The sequence below is a fragment of the Candidatus Azobacteroides pseudotrichonymphae genomovar. CFP2 genome (genome assembly GCF_000010645.1).
GTDB classification, from domain to species: domain Bacteria; phylum Bacteroidota; class Bacteroidia; order Bacteroidales; family Azobacteroidaceae; genus Azobacteroides; species Azobacteroides pseudotrichonymphae.
In genome coordinates this window covers 1,072,187-1,093,271 of record NC_011565.1, presented here as the reverse complement: position 1 = coordinate 1,093,271, position 21,085 = coordinate 1,072,187, and the positions used below count along the sequence as shown (strand labels likewise).

The 21,085-nt window shown below is 32.3% G+C and carries 15 protein-coding genes and 2 tRNA genes; 9 read left to right on the top strand and 8 right to left on the bottom strand.

The window, feature by feature from the left end; genetic code table 11:
• Positions 1-67: 67 nt before the first annotated feature.
• Together CFPG_RS04415 and CFPG_RS04410 are read left to right on the top strand one after the other, a co-directional pair.
• Positions 68-141, top strand: a tRNA-Ile gene (locus CFPG_RS04415).
• 10 nt (positions 142-151) lie between these two features.
• Positions 152-225: transfer RNA gene (locus CFPG_RS04410), tRNA-Ala, on the top strand.
• Positions 226-3,074: 2,849 nt separating this feature from the next.
• Here CFPG_RS04410 and CFPG_RS04400 read toward each other — a convergent pair.
• Positions 3,075-3,992 carry a 3-phosphoglycerate dehydrogenase gene (locus CFPG_RS04400; protein ID WP_012573762.1) on the bottom strand — a complete coding sequence of 306 codons (918 nt, stop codon included), beginning with the start codon at positions 3,990-3,992 and terminating at the stop codon, positions 3,075-3,077.
• A 167-nt stretch (positions 3,993-4,159) separates the two neighbouring features.
• Here CFPG_RS04400 and rsmH point away from each other — a divergent pair, with 167 nt between their 5' ends.
• From rsmH to CFPG_RS04370, 6 genes are all read left to right on the top strand, one after another.
• Positions 4,160-5,074 (top strand): 16S rRNA (cytosine(1402)-N(4))-methyltransferase RsmH, encoded by a 915-nt coding sequence (rsmH, locus tag CFPG_RS04395; RefSeq protein ID WP_012573761.1) that lies wholly within the window; start codon positions 4,160-4,162, stop codon positions 5,072-5,074.
• Positions 5,071-5,418 (top strand): FtsL-like putative cell division protein, encoded by a 348-nt coding sequence (locus CFPG_RS04390; RefSeq protein ID WP_012573760.1) that lies wholly within the window; start codon positions 5,071-5,073, stop codon positions 5,416-5,418. The genes rsmH and CFPG_RS04390 overlap by 4 nt, the downstream gene beginning before the upstream one ends.
• A gap of 451 nt (positions 5,419-5,869) precedes the next feature.
• The gene (locus CFPG_RS04385; RefSeq protein ID WP_012573759.1) at positions 5,870-8,017 is read left to right on the top strand and encodes a penicillin-binding protein; all 2,148 of its coding nucleotides are present in this window, start codon (positions 5,870-5,872) and stop codon (positions 8,015-8,017) included.
• A 4-nt stretch (positions 8,018-8,021) separates the two neighbouring features.
• Positions 8,022-9,437: a UDP-N-acetylmuramoyl-L-alanyl-D-glutamate--2,6-diaminopimelate ligase gene (locus CFPG_RS04380; protein WP_012573758.1), complete on the top strand. Its 1,416-nt coding sequence runs from the start codon at positions 8,022-8,024 to the stop codon at positions 9,435-9,437.
• Positions 9,438-9,447: 10 nt separating this feature from the next.
• Complete coding sequence (gene mraY, locus CFPG_RS04375) at positions 9,448-10,704, top strand: phospho-N-acetylmuramoyl-pentapeptide-transferase (RefSeq protein WP_012573757.1); 1,257 nt, start codon at positions 9,448-9,450, stop codon at positions 10,702-10,704.
• A gap of 364 nt (positions 10,705-11,068) precedes the next feature.
• Positions 11,069-11,335 carry a hypothetical protein gene (locus CFPG_RS04370; protein ID WP_041572464.1) on the top strand — a complete coding sequence of 89 codons (267 nt, stop codon included), beginning with the start codon at positions 11,069-11,071 and terminating at the stop codon, positions 11,333-11,335.
• 622 nt (positions 11,336-11,957) lie between these two features.
• Here the strand turns inward: CFPG_RS04370 and CFPG_RS05685 are convergent.
• From CFPG_RS05685 to panC, 3 genes are all read right to left on the bottom strand, one after another.
• A complete protein-coding gene (locus CFPG_RS05685) occupies positions 11,958-12,158 on the bottom strand; it encodes a hypothetical protein (RefSeq protein WP_050720682.1) in 201 nt (66 codons plus the stop codon).
• A gap of 235 nt (positions 12,159-12,393) precedes the next feature.
• Positions 12,394-12,513 (bottom strand): hypothetical protein, encoded by a 120-nt coding sequence (locus CFPG_RS05680; RefSeq protein ID WP_265348068.1) that lies wholly within the window; start codon positions 12,511-12,513, stop codon positions 12,394-12,396.
• A 410-nt stretch (positions 12,514-12,923) separates the two neighbouring features.
• Entirely contained in the window at positions 12,924-13,766 is an 843-nt protein-coding gene (gene panC / locus CFPG_RS04360; protein ID WP_012573756.1) for a pantoate--beta-alanine ligase, read from the bottom strand.
• A 139-nt stretch (positions 13,767-13,905) separates the two neighbouring features.
• On the opposite strand from panC, the gene CFPG_RS04355 reads away from it, so the two are divergent.
• The gene (locus CFPG_RS04355) at positions 13,906-14,721 is read left to right on the top strand and encodes a glycogen/starch synthase (protein ID WP_012573755.1); all 816 of its coding nucleotides are present in this window, start codon (positions 13,906-13,908) and stop codon (positions 14,719-14,721) included.
• Between the two features lie 38 nt (positions 14,722-14,759).
• Here the strand turns inward: CFPG_RS04355 and CFPG_RS04350 are convergent, their stop codons facing one another.
• The 4 genes from CFPG_RS04350 to hisS all read right to left on the bottom strand — a co-directional run bounded on the left by CFPG_RS04350 (position 14,760) and on the right by hisS (position 20,484).
• Positions 14,760-15,911 (bottom strand): M48 family metallopeptidase, encoded by a 1,152-nt coding sequence (locus CFPG_RS04350; protein WP_265348011.1) that lies wholly within the window; start codon positions 15,909-15,911, stop codon positions 14,760-14,762.
• A gap of 91 nt (positions 15,912-16,002) precedes the next feature.
• Positions 16,003-17,031: a tRNA (adenosine(37)-N6)-threonylcarbamoyltransferase complex transferase subunit TsaD gene (tsaD, locus tag CFPG_RS04345; protein WP_012573753.1), complete on the bottom strand. Its 1,029-nt coding sequence runs from the start codon at positions 17,029-17,031 to the stop codon at positions 16,003-16,005.
• 2 nt (positions 17,032-17,033) lie between these two features.
• Positions 17,034-18,821, bottom strand: a complete 1,788-nt coding sequence (gene lepA, locus CFPG_RS04340; RefSeq protein ID WP_012573752.1) for a translation elongation factor 4 — start codon at positions 18,819-18,821, stop codon at positions 17,034-17,036.
• A 286-nt stretch (positions 18,822-19,107) separates the two neighbouring features.
• Positions 19,108-20,484 (bottom strand): histidine--tRNA ligase, encoded by a 1,377-nt coding sequence (gene hisS, locus CFPG_RS04335; RefSeq protein ID WP_012573751.1) that lies wholly within the window; start codon positions 20,482-20,484, stop codon positions 19,108-19,110.
• Positions 20,485-21,085: the final 601 nt, after the last annotated feature.

Below are 21,085 nucleotides of genomic sequence, written 5' to 3'. Positions count from 1 at the left end.
TTCTATAGCAATTGAAAACAAGTATCTTAAAAAAAACCAGTGAAGCAAAACTACAAAACCCAAAAATAGTCCTATAGCTCAGTCGGTTAGAGCACTTCTCTGATAAGGAAGGGGTCGGCAGTTCAACTTTGTCTGGGACTACTGTCAAAAAGGGGAATTAGCTCAGTTGGCTAGAGCGTCTGCTTTGCACGCAGAATGTCAAGGGTTCGAGTCCCTTATTCTCCACTAGTATCAGAATTCCATTTGAAAGGGAGGGGAGTCCTGTGGGAATGTGGTTGGTACGCGTCCTTGTATGCTGTCTTTGTATGTTTTGTATTGCATTTTGTGAAATGTAGTGAGTTTGGCTTTTTATTTTATAGGATAGGATTGATAAGATTGAGGTGGGACTTCAGTCTTCAGCCCGAAGACTGATTTGAAACGGTTAAAATAAATCTCGTGGATGCATTCGGTGTTTTGCTTGAAAGGATATTTGTTCTATATTCTGCATTTTGCGTGTTGAATCTTCACAAAGATATAACTCATGCACTCATTTAGTAGATTTGATTTTGAAAATAGTGGAAATTCTTGTTGGCACGGGAGGTCATGTTTTAGCAGAGACGTAAGGTGTTAAAGCAGAAGTAATTGATATACATGTAGATAACTCCACATGTATTTGATGGAAAGATAATGAGTTTTATTCTGATATTGAATTTATGACAGCGGAATACGCTGATTAACGTAGAGGAAGGTTTGAAAATGGAAAATAAAAGTTATTAAACTTGTGAATCACTAAACACAATTGAGTATAGAATACTTGATCCAAAAACAGTTAATCGTCTTCTTTTCGTCTTTACGAAATTGGATTCGAAGAAATGCACAAGCATTCCAAATCGAACTGAAAGAGATAAATTGCCAAATGGGTCTTCTTTTCAGTTGTTGTCTCTGAAAAAAGATCTTGGTGCTAAATTTTGTTGTTAGACGTATTTTTGAAATAAATAGGTAATGCTCTACATTTGGTTGCCAGTGACACTGAAATGATGACTTCTCCCGTGAACGTGAATACCTAAATTACAAGTACAACAAAAAAGGCTTAGATTTTGTATCGTTCGTTTTACTTGATGGAGTTTGTTATGCATCAGCTGGAATAATAAAATGTACAAGTGTATTATTAGCCGATACAAAAAAGAAAATAATTATGAGCATGTTGTTTTGTACAAATCCCTTGCATCAATTATAGTGAATATGCAATTCACCTATTGCAACAAAAAATACGGGAAAGATATTTTGTGGGAAGCACAAGTGATAAGCTAAAAGTTATTCTCGGAAAGAAAGGAGTAAAAAACAAACTTGCCCATTCCGATAATCTTTTTCATTATGGGGAACCTCTCCGTTGCGATAGATGCACATTTCAAAAATTGGGAAAAAACTGGGCAAATATAATTATCAAAAGTAAAGTTGGACAATGGCCATAGTAGTGACGATACACTTGTTAGTACGAGTTTTTCGAAATTTTTGCGGGAAAGATTAATTTTTTTTGCGAGAACTTTTATCGGAATAAATGTCAATTTATTTTCATATTGATTATAAGATTTGCCATTGATTCAATCAATCATCGTAGTGGACGATGATTTTTGGATGCAATATGTGTTCGAAAACGATATTATTCGCAATAAATGCAATCCTAATGTTCTATTTCTGGCATCCTCATTAGAACAGATTGTTTTTCAAAAAACATATTAAAAACAGGAGGAGATATATAACAATTCATTTGTATGAGTTTGGAGAAAACTACTAACTGGAATAAGTAAGAAAGAATGAAAAGAAATGAAGTTTCCCAAAAATGGATCATTAGCAGACCAATTTAGCTATTTTGAAAGCATATGATAAACAGAATTGATTGAATTTGGTTGGACTGAGCAGATTCCCTCTGCAGAGGAAATCTTTTTGGATGAAAAACGGGAATGAAAATTCAGAATATTTGGAAGTTTAGATATCGGCAATATCTAACACGAAAAATAGATTTATTGAAATTTATTATTGAATTGTTCTCAAATAGAGGAGGGAAGTGGATTGATTTTTGATTGTTTTTCCGATTTTTTGTCACGACACTTATTGTTGTTCAAGCGGCTCGATCATCGTAATTGAGTTGGGAATTGATAAGTCTGTATAGGTAATTAAAATTGCGAAAAGATTTACCAAACAGTTTATTTTTCAAAAGTTGAATATAAATTTTTGAAAGAGCTTTAAGAAAATGTATAAGAATAACAAATTCAAAATTTTATTTGAATCAGTCAAAAATAAATTTGATTATTTGTCAAATGTCTATAATTGCCCTATGGTAAGTTACTTTGATGAGTTTTGGGATTACTTTGGAAATTGGTTGTTCGTTGTTCATTATCGGCCTACTTGTAGGTCTCAAATTTTGTGAAGGGATTTTATTAACAAATTTTGCATGTAAATTAGCTAAAAAATTATATTACGATTTCCGTAAATCTTTTTGATCATAGATATTTAGAAAAATCTGAAAAAGATTTACTATTTACTACTTATTTGTAGTAGTACTTTTAATAAGTAATTAATGTATTATGTTCTGTCACGGTGTGTGTGGGTATATTCATGCTATATTATTTTGTAATATAGGAGAGATCTTAAAATTGCTTTTTATGTTTTTTGGGTATGTATTTTTTACATATACATGTCCTATGTTTTGTACCTTGTGAGTAGTTTTTCTATCTTTCAAATCTGGGCACTTATGTTGAAGCGATAGATAATATGGTTATCATCGTTTATCGTGTTTTTTATTATTCATTCTAGCAGTGATACGTTCCATATTCTCTAATATTGACAACTGGAGGAGAGCGAATAATTTATAGAGCAACTTTGGTTACGAGATAGTCATCTATGTCGTGCAAGTTTTGACTTTGACTTTGACTTTGACTTTGAAGATATTGGTAGCAACCTCTTCCCTCCTATTAAGGAGATAGGTGAGTCGTTGACAACAACAACGAGGATATAGCACGAATCGTGTAATAATAAATAAGATAGATCTGATGTGTAGAATTATAAATGTGTAGAATTATAAAACTATTTGTTTTTTAATTTACTTGAAATTGAGTATTCCCATTTAAAAGAAAATTTATAATTTGGTTGGCAGCAGCAATTCCTGCATTGTTATTGGCTTCTGTTGTTTGAGCTCCCATTTTCTTTGGAGTAGAAAAGTAACGTTTAGAAAATTTCTCTCTCAGTTTTTTATCGTTGTTGGGCATTATATCTGTTATATATCTGACCTCTGGAGAGTTTTCCATCCAATTTATCAAATCCTCTTCATTAATGACTTCTTTGCGGGCTGTATTTATTAAAATGGCTCTTGGAAGCATTTTTGTAAAAAAATTGTGATTGATAGAATATTCGGTTTCTGGTGTGCATGGAATATGTAAAGATATATATTGGCAAGTTCTATACAATTCTTCTACTGAAGTAAATGCTTTTATTCCGTCTTTTTCAATAATTTCAGCAGGGCAGAAAGAATCATATGCATAAATATCCATTTCAAAACCTTTAGCAATTTTTGCTACATTCCGACCAACATTACCATATGCGTGAATACCCAATTTTTTACCTTTGAGTTCTGTTCCATTGCTTCCATCATAAAAATTTCGTGAGGCATAAATCATCATTCCTATAGCTAATTCAGCTACTGCATTAGCATTTTGTCCTGGAGTATTCATTACAACTATGTTACGAACTGAAGCAGCTACTAAATCTACATTATCTACACCTGAACCAGCTCGTACTACAATTTTTAATTTTTTTGCAGCATCTAAAATTTCATTTGTCATCAAATCACTGCGAATAATAATAGCATCCACATCTTCTACGGCATTTAGTACCTGATATTTATCAGTATATTTTTCCAAAATAACTGCTTCCATTGAAGCATTGCTAATAATTTGTTTGATACTGTCTATTGCTTTTGTTGCAAATGGTTTTTCTGTAAGAATTAATACTTTCATAACATTTAGTATTTTTTATTTTCGATGTTTTGTACAATTTTTGAATATCTATTGAGCTTACATACGTAATGCTAAAGGTAAAAATAAATTATTATGAAAGATTGTAGGAAATAGTTATATTTTTGTACCTAAACAATTTAATTGAATTTGAAATTCAAGATCAGTTTATGGACAAAACGTCTGTTTATCACCATATACCGGTCCTTTTAAAGGAAAGTGTGGACGGATTGAATGTTTGTAGTGGGGGTATTTATGTAGATGTAACTTTCGGTGGAGGGGGGCATTCTAAAGAAATACTAGTTCGCTTGGGGAATACAGGTCATTTGTATGGATTTGACCAGGACGAAGATAGTGAAAAAAATATCTTTTCTGATATTAGGTTTACTTTTGTGAGAAGTAATTTTCGTTATCTCGCTCATTTTATGGATTGGCATAATGTGAAAGAAATAGATGGATTACTGGCGGATTTGGGAGTCTCTTCAATTCATTTTGACGATTGTAATAGAGGATTTTCATTTCGTTTTATCGGCAATTTAGATATGCGTATGAACCAGAGAAAAGGAGAGACTGCTGCGGATATCTTAAATACTTATTCGGAAAATAAATTGATTGATATGTTTGATTTATATGGTGAGTTGAAAAATTCGGCGAGTATTGCACATGCAATTGTTCAAGCGAGGATGCAAAGGGAGATACAGACTGTACAAGATTTTTTGGATATTCTCAAACCTTTTGTAAGAAAAGGGAAAGTAGAAAAACAATTGGCTCAAATTTTTCAAGCCTTGCGGATTGAAGTAAATAAAGAGCTGGATGCTTTGAAGGAAATGCTTATTCAAGCGAAACAGTTGTTAAGGTCAGGTGGAAGAATAGCAATAATAACTTATCATTCTCTAGAAGATCGTTTGGTTAAATTTTTTTTTAAGACGGGTAGTTTTTATGAGAAAATTGAGAGAGATTTCTATGGTAATTTTTTATCTCCTTTTAAAATCATTAATCATAGGGTAATTGTCGCAAGTGATGAGGAAGTAAAGCGAAATCCTCGTTCGAGAAGTGCTAAATTAAGGATTGCTGAAAAAATATGAATAATGAGGATAATAGTGTAGTAAAACGAAAAAAGAAAAACTTTCGATATATTATCGGAGGTGATATTTTAGCAGAAAATTTTATTTTTGAGCAATCTAAGCTGCTTATATTGATATTGGTATTGATAGTATTTTTCATTAGTAATAAATATTCTTGTATGAAAAAATTAGTAGAGGTAGAAACTTTAAGAGAACAATTAAAAGATATAAAGTATGAAAATTTGTCTATTTCGGCGGAATTAGCTTTTCGTAGTCGTTTATCACAGGTTGAGAAATTGCTGAAATCAAGAGAGATAGAATTGTCCATTTCTGAAACGCCTGCATTTGAATTACATAAAAAATAAGCGATTAGAGAAGAAAAAGTATGAAGTTGTAATAAATCATAGAAATTGAGAGAAAAATGGAATAAATAGTGAGAAACATTCAGCAAATAAGATGTTTTGGTTTATGAATAAAGTTGGAGAGAAAGAAGATATAGGGTACAGCAACTAGAAACACGCTAAAATCTTAAAATTTAAATAAAAAACGATTGGTATTCTTTTTGAGAAAAGGGGAGTTAGATTGGTCTAATCTAATGGCAAAGAAGAATTGGTAAAATTGAAGCGAATATCTGTTATTCAAATAATTAACCAAAATTATAGAGAGTAATTAGGACAATTTTGAATACACTTTGGAAGTGGGGTGTTTGAATTTGATGAAGTTGAAAAATTTTAATGCATTAGTATCTAAAAAGGAGTAGGAGATTATTGATTATTGATGAGAATTTTTTCAATGTCAACGAAGTAAAGTTTGGACATGTCTGAAAAGCAATTTATAGATAAACAAGCGATAATGTATTATGCTTTAATAGCAATTGCTATTTTGGTATTTGCTGCTTCTATTTTTGTGAAAGCATGTATTACCTCGTTTGTTTATGGAAAAACTTGGAGAAAGATTGGTCTTAAACAAATTCATCCTAATATACAAATACCAGCTATGCGTGGGAATATCTATTCTGCTAATTATGAGTTGATGGCTACTTCTGAGTCCCGATATCGTTTATTTGTTGATTTTTGTGCAGAAGCTATTAAGGAAAATACTTTGAAAAAGCATGTGAAGGATCTTGCTGTGGAATTACACAAGATGTTTCCTCAAAAGTCGGCAAAGCAATATGAAATTCATATTATGAAAGGATGGGAAACTCGTTCCAAAAATAATAGAGAGTATCGTTTGTTAGATCAAGATGTGAATTATATTCAGTGGAAAGAAATATGTCAAATGCCTTATTTTAATCAGGGACGTAACAAGTCTGGTTTATATTATAAAGAATTGGTAAGGAGAATAAAACCGTATAGAACGTTAGCTTCACGAACTATTGGAGATGTTTATGGAGAATTAGGGAAAGGGGGCAAGAATGGGCTTGAAAAATATTACAATGATTGTTTGAGTGGAAGAAGTGGTATAGGAACGCGGCGAAAAGTGTATGGGCGATATATTAATGTTGTTGATGTAAAGCCTGTTGTAGGTCAAGACATTGTAACGACTATTGATATCACAATACAAGATATTGCGGAAAAAGCATTATTGAATAAATTAGAAGAATTTGATGCCGAATCGGGTACAGTTGTAGTAATGGAGGTTGCTACAGGGGAAGTTAAAGCTATTACCAATATGAGGCATGTGAGAGAAGGTATTTGGAGGGAAGCCCAAAATTATGCAGTTTCCGACTTAGTTGAACCTGGTTCAACTTTCAAAGTAGTTTCTATGATGGTGGCAATAGAAGATGGGTTGATTAGTCCAGGAGATTCAGTAGATACAGAGAATGGGATGGTGATGATTGGAGGACGACTTTTGAAAGATCACAATGCTGAGCGTGGTGGATATGGGAAGATTACTGCATCTCAAAGTATTCGTTATTCATCTAATATCGGTGTAGCTCGTTTGATTGAAAAGGCTTATGGTGATAAGCCTGAAAAATATATAGATGGTATTTATAAGATAGGGTTTCATAGAAATATGGATTTGGAGATACCTGGCTATGGAATTCCGCAGATTCGCCATCCTCAAGATAGGAGTAGACTTTGGTCACGTACTACATTGCCATGGATGTCTTTTGGTTATGAAATACAAATTCCTCCTATTTATATATTGGCATTTTTCAATGCTATTGCTAACAATGGAAAATTACTCAAACCTATATTTGTTCGGGAAATTAGAGAAGGAGACAAAATTGTAGAGAAAAAACACACACAAGTGATTAATGATCAAATTTGCTCTTTTTCTACATTGACTGCTGTTCGTCAGATGTTGGATGATGTAGTAAATATGCCTGACGGAACAGGAAAGCCAGCTCATTCTGACAAGGTACGCATTGTCGGTAAGACTGGGACGGCACAAATTTCGCAGGGGACTGCGGGATATAAATCAGCAGGATTATTTTATCAAGTGTCATTTTGTGGATATTTTCCAGCAGAGAATCCACAATATTCTTGTATCGTTGTTATGCGAAAGCCTCATAAGGGAATATCTTCGGGGGGGATTATGTGCGGTTCGGTTTTCAAAAATATTGCAGAAGAAATATATGCAAGGAATATTATTTCTAATATAGGATTATTTCCGATAGATACACTTCATTCATTAATACCTATTTTGAAGAATGGCAACAAAAAAAGTTCTATAAAAATATTGGAAGAATTAAAAATCCCTTATGAAGATAGAAGTGAAGGGCAACAAGAGATTGTTTATTGTATCGAGAAAAATAATCGAATGATACTTTTAGACAAAAAAGCGACTTCTATGCTAGTCCCTGATGTAAGAGGGATGGGAGCTAAAAATGCAGTTTTTACTTTAGAAAGTATTGGTTTGAAAGTAAATATTTTTGGAAGAGGAACAGTTATTAAACAATCTGTCCCGGCAGGGACATGCATTATAAAAGGACAAGTTGTTGCACTACAATTAGAGTAATGTTATGAGATTAGTATTTGAAGGCAAAGAACTGAGTTTGTCTGGAGTTCATTCGGATTCTCGTAAAATTAAGGCTGGATATTTGTTTGTTGCTATTGTAGGGACTCAAATGGATGGACATAGTTGTATAGAAAAATCTATTAAAAATGGAGCCAAAACAATTATTTGTCAAACTTTACCTGTAACTCTTCGACCAGATGTAACTTATATTTGTGTAAAGGATAGTGCTAAAGCTTTAGGACAAATAGTTTCTTTGTGGAATGGAGAACCTTCAAAAAAATTGCGATTAATTGGAGTTACTGGAACTAATGGAAAAACGACAGTCACTACTCTATTGTATAGAGTTTTTAGAAAATTGGGTTACAAAGTAGGATTGATTTCTACTATTTGCAATTGTATTAATGACCGAATCGTTCCAACTACTCATACTACTCCAGATGTAATAGAATTAAATACTTTGTTAGTTCAAATGGTTTCCGAAGGTTGTGATTATGTTTTTATGGAGGTAAGTTCGCATGCTATAGATCAAAAAAGAATTGCTGGTTTGCAATTTAAAGGGGGTATTTTTACTAATCTTACCAGGGATCATTTAGATTATCATAAGACATTTGATATTTATCGGGATGTAAAGAAAACTTTCTTTGATTTGCTTCCTACGGGTGCTTTTGCTTTGGCCAATAAAGATGATAAGAATGGAGCATTTATGTTACAAAATACAAAAGCACATAAAAAATTTTATTCTCTTCAATCATTGGCTGATTTTAAAAGCAGGATTTTGGAGTCGCATTTTAATGGGACATTAATGACTATTAATGATAAAGAGCTTTCTACCTTATTGGTAGGTAAATTCAATGCTTATAATCTTTTGGCAATTTATGGAACAGCTATTTTGTTAGGACAAAATTCGGATGAAATATTGGTTTTATTAAGCGTACTTCGTCCTGTTATTGGTAGATTTGAGACTTTAAATGCTTCGAGGGGTTTTACTGTTATTGTAGATTATGCACACACGCCAGACGCTTTAATTAATGTTTTGAATACTATCAATGAAATTTTGGCTAGAAAAGGAAAAATAATAACAGTGATTGGTTGTGGCGGTAATAGAGATAAGGGTAAGCGTTCAATTATGGCAAGAGAAGCTGTTCGACTTAGCCAAAAGGTTATTTTAACTTCTGATAATCCTCGCTTTGAAGAACCTGGTGATATTATTGAGGATATGCTTGCTGGATTAGACGATATTCAACAAAAAGAAACTATCTGTATTGTAGATCGAAAAGAAGCTATCCGAACGGCTTGTTTATTAGCCCAGCCTAATGATATAGTATTAATTGCGGGGAAAGGGCATGAGGATTATCAGGAAATAAAAGGAGTAAAAAACCATTTTAACGATAAAAAAGTTGTAATGGAGATTATAAACTAAAATATAATTTATGCTATATAGTTTATTCTATTTTCTTAGTTCATTAAATGTACCAGGAGCAAGATTATTTCGGTATATCTCTTTTCGTTCTGTTTTGTCTTTCTCTTTGTCTTTGATTATTTCTGTGCTTATTGGTGAAAGGATAATTCGGTTTTTGCAACGACACCAGGCAGGAGAAACTATTCGTAATCTCGGATTGGAGGGACAAATACAAAAAAAAGGAACGCCTACTATGGGGGGAATTATTATCATAATAGCAATCTTAATACCTGTTTTATTATTAGCTCGGCTTTCAAACATATATGTACTATTGATGTTGATTACCACTATTTGGCTAGGAATTCTTGGATTGATAGATGATTGTATTAAAGTAATTTGGAAACATAAAGAAGGATTATCAGGGAAAATAAAAATAATAGCACAGGTGGGGTTAGGATTAATAGTTGGTTTAATTGTTTATTTATCTCCCAATATTGTGATGTATGAAAATGTGGAAATTCGTCAGCAAGGAGGGAGAAAAACAGTTTCTTATACTCCTCCTTTAAAATCTACGCAAACTACTGTCCCGTTTTTTAAAAATAATAATCTCGATTATCGAGATTTGACTGCATTTATGACTAATCATCGTACAGCTGCTACTTGGATACTTTTTGTTTTAATCACCGTTTTTATTGTAACTGCCGTATCTAATGGTGCAAATCTGACTGACGGTTTAGATGGGCTAACTGCGGGAAGTTCGGCTATTATCGGTGTTGTATTAGGTATTTTAGCTTATGTGTCTGCTAATTTGGGGTTTGCCGCTTACTTAAATATTATGTATATACCGGGTTGTGGAGAATTAACAGTTTTTGCGAGTGCTTTTGTAGGTGCATGTATGGGGTTTTTGTGGCATAATGCTTTTCCTGCCCAGGTTTTTATGGGAGATATAGGGTCGCTTACATTGGGGGGAATTATTGCAGTGTTTGCCATTATCATTCATAAAGAATTATTGTTGCCTATGCTTTGTGGAATTTTTTTTACAGAAAGTCTTTCAGTAATGATTCAAGTAGCTTATTTTAAATATTCAAAAAGGAAAACTGGAATGGGTAAAAGAATATTCAAAATGACACCTATTCACCATCATTTTCAGAAAGGAGGGAGTGAGGAAGTAAATGTCATTATTCAAAAGCCACTGAATGCTATTCCAGAATCTAAGATTGTAGTTCGTTTTTGGTTGATAGGCATTTTGTTAGCTGCTTTAACTGTTGTTACGTTAAAGATCAGATAATTCTGCAAACAAGTGATAATTTCAATTTTTTATAAATGTAAATTATAAAAATATGGCAAAATCATATTGGTAAAGCTATATTCGGTAGCTATTCGTTGAGTAAATGCTATAGTAATTACAGTATAGATTATTTACAGCAGGGGAATTAATTTTATTTGACAGTTTTCCAGATGTTGGTGTTCAAGAATTACATGGGCGGATAATTTTTGTCTCAAAAATTATCCGCCCATGTAATCAGATAGTTATAAATATGGATTTCCTGTTGATATTTGCAAAGAATGGATAGCTTATGATTTTGTCTTTGGCTATTGATGATTATTCTTATTGGATCTGAATAATGTAAAGGCTGATAATTATTTTATGATTGGAGAATTGTCTTGGATGGACACTCAAACTTGTAATAGAAGTCTTACCAATTGCTGTTAGGGCTAGAGAAGAGAAATTTGAAGGGATTTATCTTAATCAGGAAATTGTAGAATGGAATTTTTCATGGGTAGAAAGACAAAAAAATGAAAAAGGAGCATCGGAGGTGATATGTGACGTGAAGGATAAATATTTATTTTTTGTTGGTGCATCTTGGAGTCGTGAAAGTTCGTTAGCTAAACGAATATTTTCTGTTCCCCCGTTTTAACTCTTATGGAAAGTCTTGAAGCGACTAAAATCTATTCAGTGGTGGAATGATTTGTTGATTGCTATTTGTCCTTTTAGATCCCCCATCATACAGTTTCGAGTGTGGAAATGGTAGGAATATTTTTTCTTTTAATCGGGAAAGTTAGTTTGGTTCACAATATGATATTTTGTTTCTAGACGAAATAGTTGAATTTGACAAAGATGTATTGGAAGTAGGTTTGACAACCTATAGAAGATCGAATAACAATAATTTCAAGATCTAAATTTTAAAATGGAATATTTCTGTAGAATTTATGCTAGTTATATCATGAATCCGTATTTGTGTAGACATTTAATACGTCTTTATAAAAAGAGATGCGCATTTGTCAACTTAAACAAGCGTAGATGTTACAAAGTGATACTTAGCCAGATAGAGGTGAATTTTTATTGTTAAAAATTGTCAAAAAATGCAAAAGATGTATTAAGTACATCGTATTCGGGGATATAGGATATCGTAATTCGGATAAAAAGGGAATGGAGCCATGTCAAGGGTTTATAATTTGTTTTGAATATTACGGGACAATCTTTGTTTCCATGTTGTAAACATTATCAGTGAAGATATGTTTACGTAACTCTTTTACTAATTAAAAATAAAAAGCTGAGTTGTGAATAGAAGCAATTTGTAAAGCCAATATTTCGTTTACTGAAAAAAGATGATGTAAATAAGCTTTTGTATGAGTTTTACCAATAAATGATATACCCTCTAATTCTATAAGGGAAAAATCGGGGGCTGCCCATTTTCTATTTCGTAATTTATAATCCCTTTTTCGTAAAAAATTGACCATTACGGTCATTGCGTGTAGGCATAATACAATTCACATAATACAATTCAAACATATCTATTCTTTCGTTCAATTTCTTCTGGAAGTTGGCCGGAGTACAAGATAACCAGGTTTCTCTTTAGAGAGAATAGTATTGACTATTTCAATTATTATTTCATACATTTTTTCTATTGGTTCGACTACTACTAGTCCTCCAATTGCATTCCTTTCAGCATTTTAGAGCAATATTTTCTGCTGCTTATCCCCTTAAATCTTCATATATACATCCCTGAACAATAGGAAATAAAGATTGTGAATATCCATATTTACTTTTTGTTGCATTAAATCTATTTAAATAGCGGTTTAACCAATTTTCGATCAGTGCTAATGATTTTTTTGCATATTTGTAATCGGAATTTTACTCGGGATGCATTTATCAAGTGTCATAATGATGACTGCTCCAATACTTCATTGAATATATATTACTTTTTCAGGACTAAAAAATGTTTTGAACAGTCAAAAGGATATGAGAGCGAAAATCTACTCCTTCTTGTTTTAATTTGCAATTTTTAGATAGAGAAAAGATTTGAAATCATCCGATGTCTGTTAATATCGGATGTTTCCATCTATTAGATTTATGTGATCCTCCTGCCTTTTCCAATATTTCAATACTTTTTACCTTGCCGTAAATAAAGGTGATAAGTGTTGCATAAAATAATCTTTGTATGAGTATATCTTTTTCTAATTCATTAAAATGCACTGCTTTAACAGGCCCCTGAGTTCCTAAAATTAGTAGGTGATATTGTCTATCAATCTAACTTCTCCAATATAGACAGCGATACATCCTACAATGTATTTTGTATCTTTCCAGTCGGTTATAGATTGTAATGTATTTCCATCCACCAAGTCAAAGTACTCTACTCGAAAATCGGGGATGCAATTGATTTTGTTTATTGTTTTTTGTTTTAACTCTTGGATAGAAAGAATGTTTTTTTCTTTTCGACTTTTGGATAAAGTTTTGAAAATCATTCCTGCATTTTTTTTTTGCTTTGGAGTTAAATGAATATTTCTGCTGCTCAAAGCTAAACCATTTGGTTCGCGGACAGTAGGATGGGGAATGATTTTAACATTCAGATTTAACAGTCGAACCAATGTACGAATAATTGTAAGTTGTTGAAAATCTTTTTCTCCAAAATAGGCACAATTTGGTTTTACAATTTTAAAAAGACGACTTACTACTTGTGCTACTCCATTAAAGTGTCCTGGCCGTAATTTCCCTTCCATAACTGTTTCCAAGTGACCAAATTTGAATTGTTGAATGTTTGTTTCCGAATAAATTTCTTCTACTGATGGTGCAAAAACAAAATGATTATTAGTTTCTTGCAAAAGAAGTTTGCAGTCGGCATTCAATGTTCTTGGGTACTTTAATAAGTCGTTTTTATCATTAAATTGAGTAGGGTTAACGAAAATACTAACTATGGAAATAGTATTTTCTACTACTGATTGTTTAACTAATTCTATATGTCCCCGATGCAATGCACCCATAGTTGGAACAAATCCAATAGATTTATTTTGTTCTCTTATTTTTAATAGTGCTGTTTGTAATTCTACGACTGTTTTAATTATTTCCATAGACAATAAAAATAATGTTAAAGATCTTACAAATCTAATAAATAAACATTTTCCATAATGGTTCTATTTTGAAACTTATACAGGATACTATATTATGGTGCTTTTTTTTATCTTTGTAGTCTTGGTGACAAGAGGAGGTATGATGAAACAAAAAGTTTTATTTATTACAGCGGAGATGTTTCCTTTTCTTCCAAAAACGGAAATATCTTTTTTGGTGCAAAAACTTTCTCGAGGTATTTGTGAGCGAGGGAAAGAAGTCAGAAATTTTATGCCAAAATTTGGCGTTATTAATGAGAGAAAATATCAATTACATGAAGTAATTCGCTTTTCAGGAGCAAATCTTGTTATTGGAGATTTAGATTATTCTTTGTTTGTGAAAGTAGCTACAATTCCGTTGTCTCGTATACAGGTTTATTTTGTGTATAGTAAAGAGTTATTTCAAGAAAAAAATATTTTGCATGATGATATGGGAAACGAATTACCTGATAATGACGAAAAAAGTGTCTTTTTTGCTCGTGGCGTGATAGAAACCGTAAAAAGATTAGGATGGTCTCCTGATTTAATTCATTGTCATGGTTGGATGACAGCGTTAGTTCCTCTCTATGTGAAAAGACATTATAACATAGATTCTTGTTTTGCGAATACCAAGGTAATATATTCTGTATATAATGATATATTTTATCAACCATTTGAGAAACAATTTTTGGAGAAAATAATGATAGAAGGGATTACTATAAATGATATAAAGCATATCAAGGATAAGGTGAACTTTGAATCCTTAACTAGGTTAGCTATTGATTTCTCAGATGGGCTTGTTCAAGCAAGTATTGAAATTCATCCGAAAATAAAATACTACATACAACAAAAAGAGGGGTTACCTTTTCTGGAGTATCAGTCGGAGGACATGCGTATAGACACATATAATGATTTTTACGACCAAATATTAAATCAGTAGCATTATTAGTGTGACAGGGAAAGAGCAAAGTTCCATCATTAATTTCTGCTTCTCGTGAGATTTTTAATTCTTTGCAATAATGTTGGGTGCGAATAATGCCAAAATACTACCCAGCTATGTGGATTAAGATTGCTTAAAGAGTGGACGGATAATTTTTTCAGTCCACTTATTAATGTTTCTCCTAATCCGAAGTTAGCAGCATATGCGTCTGCCTCGTATTCGTTTTTGCGTGATAAAGATAAAAAAATCAGGTTAGTGAGTTCTGAAATAGGGGTAAATAGAAAAGAGAAACCAATTAATCCTAAATGGAAAGAATGGGTATTTCCTCCTAAGGCTTTTGCCAACAGCAAGTTATCTAAAAATAGAGAAAGTATATAAAATGTTATTCCTGTAGATATAATGGAACCAATTATGGAATACGCAATGTGCTTTTTTTTATAATGGCCAATTTCATGAGCTAGTACTGATAAAATTTCTTCTTTGTTTAATTCGTTGATTAAAGTATCAAAAAGAACAATTCGTTTTTTTTTCCCCATTCCAGTAAAGTAAGCATTACCTTTACTGCTTCTTTTGGAGCCATCTATTACATAGATATTGCTTATTTCAAATCCGACTTTTTTAGTAAATATTTCAATAGCATTACGTAAATCACTTGTTTCTAAAGGAGTTTGTTTATTAAATAAAGGAACAATCAACTCTGAATAAAATAAGTTCATCAATAAGACAAAAATAGAAACTACACCCCATGCTAATAACCAAAAATACTTATTGGTATATTGATAAATACAAATAGTGATACTTAGAATCAATCCTCCTATCAGGACATTCAATAGAATGCTTTTGAGCCAATCTAAGATGAAAAGCTTGGGAGTAGTCCTATTAAAGCCAAATTTTTTTTCAATTATAAAAGTTGCATACCAACTAAACGGAAAATTTATAATCATGTTAGTTAACATAACTATACCAAAAAATATCAGAGGTAATAGAACTGTATTGGATATATGTTTCCTCAACATGGTATCTAACCAACCAAAAGTTCCTCTGGATAGAACTACTGAAATAATTATGAACAAAAAACTTTCAGATACTAATCCAAAATGACTATTTTCTTTTTGATATAGTTGTTGTTTTGTATATACTTCTGGCTTATTATAAATACCTTTTAGTTGTTCAGGGACTTCAATACTCATCTGTTTTCGATTTAAATAGCTCAAAATTTGTTCCCAAACAAAGTTAAGAACAACGACTGAGATAATTATACAGAAATAAATGTTGTACATGTTAAATAGTTTTTTTTGCAAAAGGGACAATTTCTATTTGGCAAAATGCTTTGTCTAGATATTTAAAATAACCGCTTATTGCTACCATAGCAGCATTGTCAGTAGTGAATGCAATGGATGGAATATGGATTTTCCAATTATGTTTTTTTGCAAATTCTTCAAATGCCTTCCGTAAGCCAGAATTAGCAGATACACCCCCGGCAAGAGCTACTTCTTTAATATCCAAATCTATAGATGCTTTGTACAATTTGTTCATTAAAATGTCAATGATAGTTGTCTGCAAGGAAGCACTTAGATCTGCTTTATTTTCTTCCACAAAGAAAGGGTTTTTTTTCAATTGATTTCGTAATAAATAAAGAAATGAAGTTTTTAATCCACTAAAACTGTAATTATATCCTGGTAGTGATGGTTTGCTCAACTGGAAAGTATCAGGATTCCCTTCTTTAGCTAAAGAATCGATTATCGGACCACCTGGGTAAGAAAAACCCATTAACTTGGCACATTTGTCAAATGCTTCTCCTGCTGCATCGTCAATGGTTTGCCCAATTACTCTCATTTCGTTTATGGATTTTACTAGAATAATTTGAGAATTACCTCCAGAAACTAGTAGACATAAAAAAGGGAATTGAGGTGGTTTATGATTATCGATTTCATTTTGTTTGATAAAATGAACTAAAACATGTGCTTGCAAATGATTTACTTCAATTATTGGAATATTTAAAGCTATAGACAATCCTTTAGCGAAAGAAGTTCCCACTAAAAGTGAACCTAATAGACCTGGACCGCATGTAAAGGCTATTGCGGATAAATCTTCTTTCTGTATTCCTGCTTTTTTAATTGCTGTATCTACGACAGGAATAATATTTTGTTGATGCGCTCGTGCGGCCAATTCTGGTACTACACCACCAAAAAATTTATGAACTTTTTGGTTGGCTATAATATTGGATAGAACTACGCCATTCTTGACAATTGATGCAGCAGTGTCGTCACAAGACGACTCTATACCTAATAGAATTGTGTCCGTTTTCATAGTTAATTCAGCTTTAAAACAGCAAAAAATGCTTTTTGCGGAACTTCTACATTACCAACTTGTTTCATTCGTTTTTTTCCTTCTTTTTGTTTTTCGAGAAGTTTGCGCTTGCGGGTAATGTCACCTCCATAACACTTGGCAGTCACATCTTTACGGACAGCTTTGATAGTTTCGCGTGCAATAATTTTTGTTCCGATAGATGCTTGGATAGCAATATCAAATTGTTGGCGAGGAATTAATTCCTTCAATTTTTCACACATCCGACGTCCAAAATTAACTGCATTGTCAATGTAAGTGAGTGTAGATAAAGCATCTATTGGCTCTCCATTAAGAAGAATATCTAACTTAACAAGTTTGGAAGGATGATAGTCTTGCATATGATAATCAAAAGAAGCATATCCTTTAGAAATGCTTTTTAATTTATCATAAAAATCAATAACTATTTCGCTTAATGGAAGGTCGTAGATAATTTCTATACGGTCTCCAGAAATATAATTTTGTTTAATTAAGATCCCACGTTTACTTAAACAAAGTGTCATAATTGAACCGATATACTTGATATTCGTTATGATAGAAGCACGAATGAAAGGTTCTTCTATATAGTCTATTAATATTGGGTCTGGTAATCCAGCAGGATTATGAACCTCCTTATAATGCCCTTGCTTATCATACACTTTGTAGGATACATTAGGAATAGTTGTAATTACGTCCATATTAAACTCTCTATATAGTCGTTCTTGAATAATTTCCATATGAAGCAATCCAAGAAATCCGCAACGAAACCCAAATCCTAAAGCAATAGAGGACTCGGCTTGGAAAGTTAATGAAGCATCGTTTAATTGGAGTTTTTCAAGAGATGAACGAAGATTTTCAAAATTTTCACTTTTTATCGGATAAACACCAGCAAAAACCATTGGTTTGATTTCTTTGAATCCATCAATGGCCAAGTTGCAAGGACGTTTTACATGAGTAATTGTATCTCCTACTTTTACCTCTTTTGAAGTTTTAATACCAGAAATAATATATCCAACCTCTCCGCAGGTTATTTCTTTTTTAGGGATCATGCTTAATTTTAAAATACCGACTTCATTTGCCTCATATTCTTTACCAGTAGCCACGAATTTTACTTGATCGCCTTTTTTGATAGATCCGTTGATAATCTTGAAATAAGCAACGATTCCTCTAAAAGCATTAAATACAGAGTCAAAAATTAGTGCTTGTAATGGAGCTTTTGCATCGCCCTCAGGAGCTGGAATTTTTTCTACAATAGTATCTAATAGAGAAATAATACCTTCACCCGTTTTACCACTAGTACGTAGAATATCTGTTTTTTTACAACTCAATAAATCTATAATTTGGTCTTCGGTTTCTTCTATCATAGCATTTGTTAAGTCAATTTTGTTTAAAACAGGAATAATTTCCAAATTATTTTCCAATGCCATATATAGATTAGATATAGTTTGTGCTTGAATGCCTTGCGTAGCATCCACGATTAATAATGCACCTTCGCAAGCCGCAATGGAACGTGATACTTCGTAGGAAAAATCCACATGTCCTGGAGTATCAATCAGGTTAAGTATATATTCACTTCCTCGATAGTTGTATTTCATTTGAATGGCATGACTTTTGATAGTAATACCTCGTTCGCGTTCTAAATCCATATCATCTAAAACTTGTGATTGCATAGCTTTTTTCTCTATAGTTTGAGTATATTCTAGTAGGCGATCAGCAAGAGTACTTTTGCCATGATCAATATGTGCGATGATACAGAAATTCCTGATATGTTTCATGTTATGAACAAAGAAAGCATTGTTACGAAGATATATATATCTTTGGAATTAATAGCTTAGAATCTTTGTTAAGATTGATGATTGAGATCTATGGAAGTAGAGATAGGCGGAAGTAGAGATAGGCAATAATTATGGTATGGTTGTTTTTGGCAAATTGAGTAAAAAATTAAGAAAACAGTGTGCTTGAGTTTTTATTTGTCGAACTGGTAGTGATTATTAAGGATGAGAAACTTGTAATATCACAAAATGTGACAGGTACTTTTTTGTCTCTATCTTCACAAGATAGCTATACTGATTGTCGTTCATATTGAAAAAAATTAATAAGTTTGTCTAGAGCAATTGAGAATTGAGAGCAGGATCGCATATCTTTGATGGTTATTTTATTCTCAGCTATTTCAGTAGAGCCGACAATAGCAACAAAGGGGATCTGGTTGTTATGAGCATAGGATAATTGTTTTTTGATTTTAGTATTATGTGGATATAATTCAGCGTTGATACCAACTTTTCTAAGAGAGAAAAGGACGGGAAGTATGAAATCTACCCCTTTTTCGCCAAGGTTGACGAATAAAATTTGAGTATGTGAGGCATTAGTATTAGGATAGAGATTCAATTGATTCAGAATATCAAAAATTCGGTCTGCTCCAAAAGAAATTCCTACGCCTGATAAATTAGATAGACCAAAAATATTTGTTAAATTGTCATATCGTCCACCTCCCAAAACGCTACCGATGGGGACGTTTAGGCATTTGACTTCAAAAATAGTCCCTGTATAATAGTTTAGTCCTCTTGCTAGAGTTAAGTCAAATTTTATCGTGTTTCGAGTGGGAATTAGATTGAGTTTATTGAAAATAGTTTCAATTTCTTGTAATCCTTTTATTCCTATTGGAGATGTACTAAGAATATTTTTTAGGGTTGATATCTTGTTTTGATTCGACCCCTTAAGCAAAAAAAATGGTTGTAGTTGGTCTATAGCTTGAATAGAGATACCTTTTTGAAGTAATTCTTCGTTTACTTTAGTTAAACCAACCTTATCCAATTTATCCATTGCAGTTGTGATATCTGTAATTTTTTTTTCTTCGCTAATAATTTCAGCAATTCCATTTAATATTTTGCGGTTGTTTATTTTAATTGAAATACTTATAGATAATCTATGAAAAACTTCATCAATGATTTGGATCAATTCCACTTCATTTAGCAAAGAATCACTACCAACAATGTCTGCATCACATTGAACAAATTCTCTATAACGTCCTTTTTGGGGGCGGTCTGATCTCCAAACAGGCTGGATTTGAAATCGTTTAAAAGGAAATGTAATCTCATTTCGATGCATTACGACAAAACGAGCCAAAGGGAGTGTTAAATCATATCGTAGTCCTTTTTTAGAAATTTGTTTTGTTAGTTTGGAAAGTTGGTGATTATTCCAATCGATAGGATTTACTTTAGAAATAAAATCACCTGAATTGAGTATTTTAAAAAGCAATTTATCATTTTCTTCACCATATTTTCCCAATAAAGTAGAAAGATTTTCTAAAGCGGGAGTTTCAATTTGTTTAAATCCATATAAATAAAAAACGCTTCGTATAGTATCAAAAATATAATTGCGTTTATCCATTTCGCATGGAGTAAAGTCCCTCGTCCCTTTGGGTATAGACAACTTCTGCATATAAAGTTAAAATGTAGCTAGACTATAGTCTATTTATACTACTACAAAAATATGCAATATTTTTTGTTCTTGTCTTTTTGTTAAACTTACTATCTATGCTATTTGTGAAATTGCACAATGAATTAATGGATTGACAATGATGTATAAAAGTTCCTGCAGTGATTAGTGATTAAAGAGATTAAGATTTAAAAAATGGACGATTGCGACGATTGTACTACTTGATATGTGAAAGGGAGTAATGATTTTTGTTGAAAATTGTTGAAAAAAAGCTTGTTAATCCAGCTTAGTGACGATGAAAGTTTCTCTTTTTGTTCGAAGTTGGCTTTTTTTGTTTAAATCTGGTTTCTACGCAATTATCTTTTGCAGTTTTGTTTTCATCGATTGTTTCTGAGTATTTTATATTAATTCATTTATAAATATATGCTCATGCGTTTTTTTGTTGTAACAACATATGCCTTATCGTCTCTATTTGTATTTTTTAATAGTCATAAACTGCAGTGTGTAATGTGATAATGTGTGCAATATTAAAAGCGTGGAGTCGTGTCAATTTTTGGACATTTTTGAATTAGGAAAATTTGTAGTAATTTAGCTTTCAAGGGTT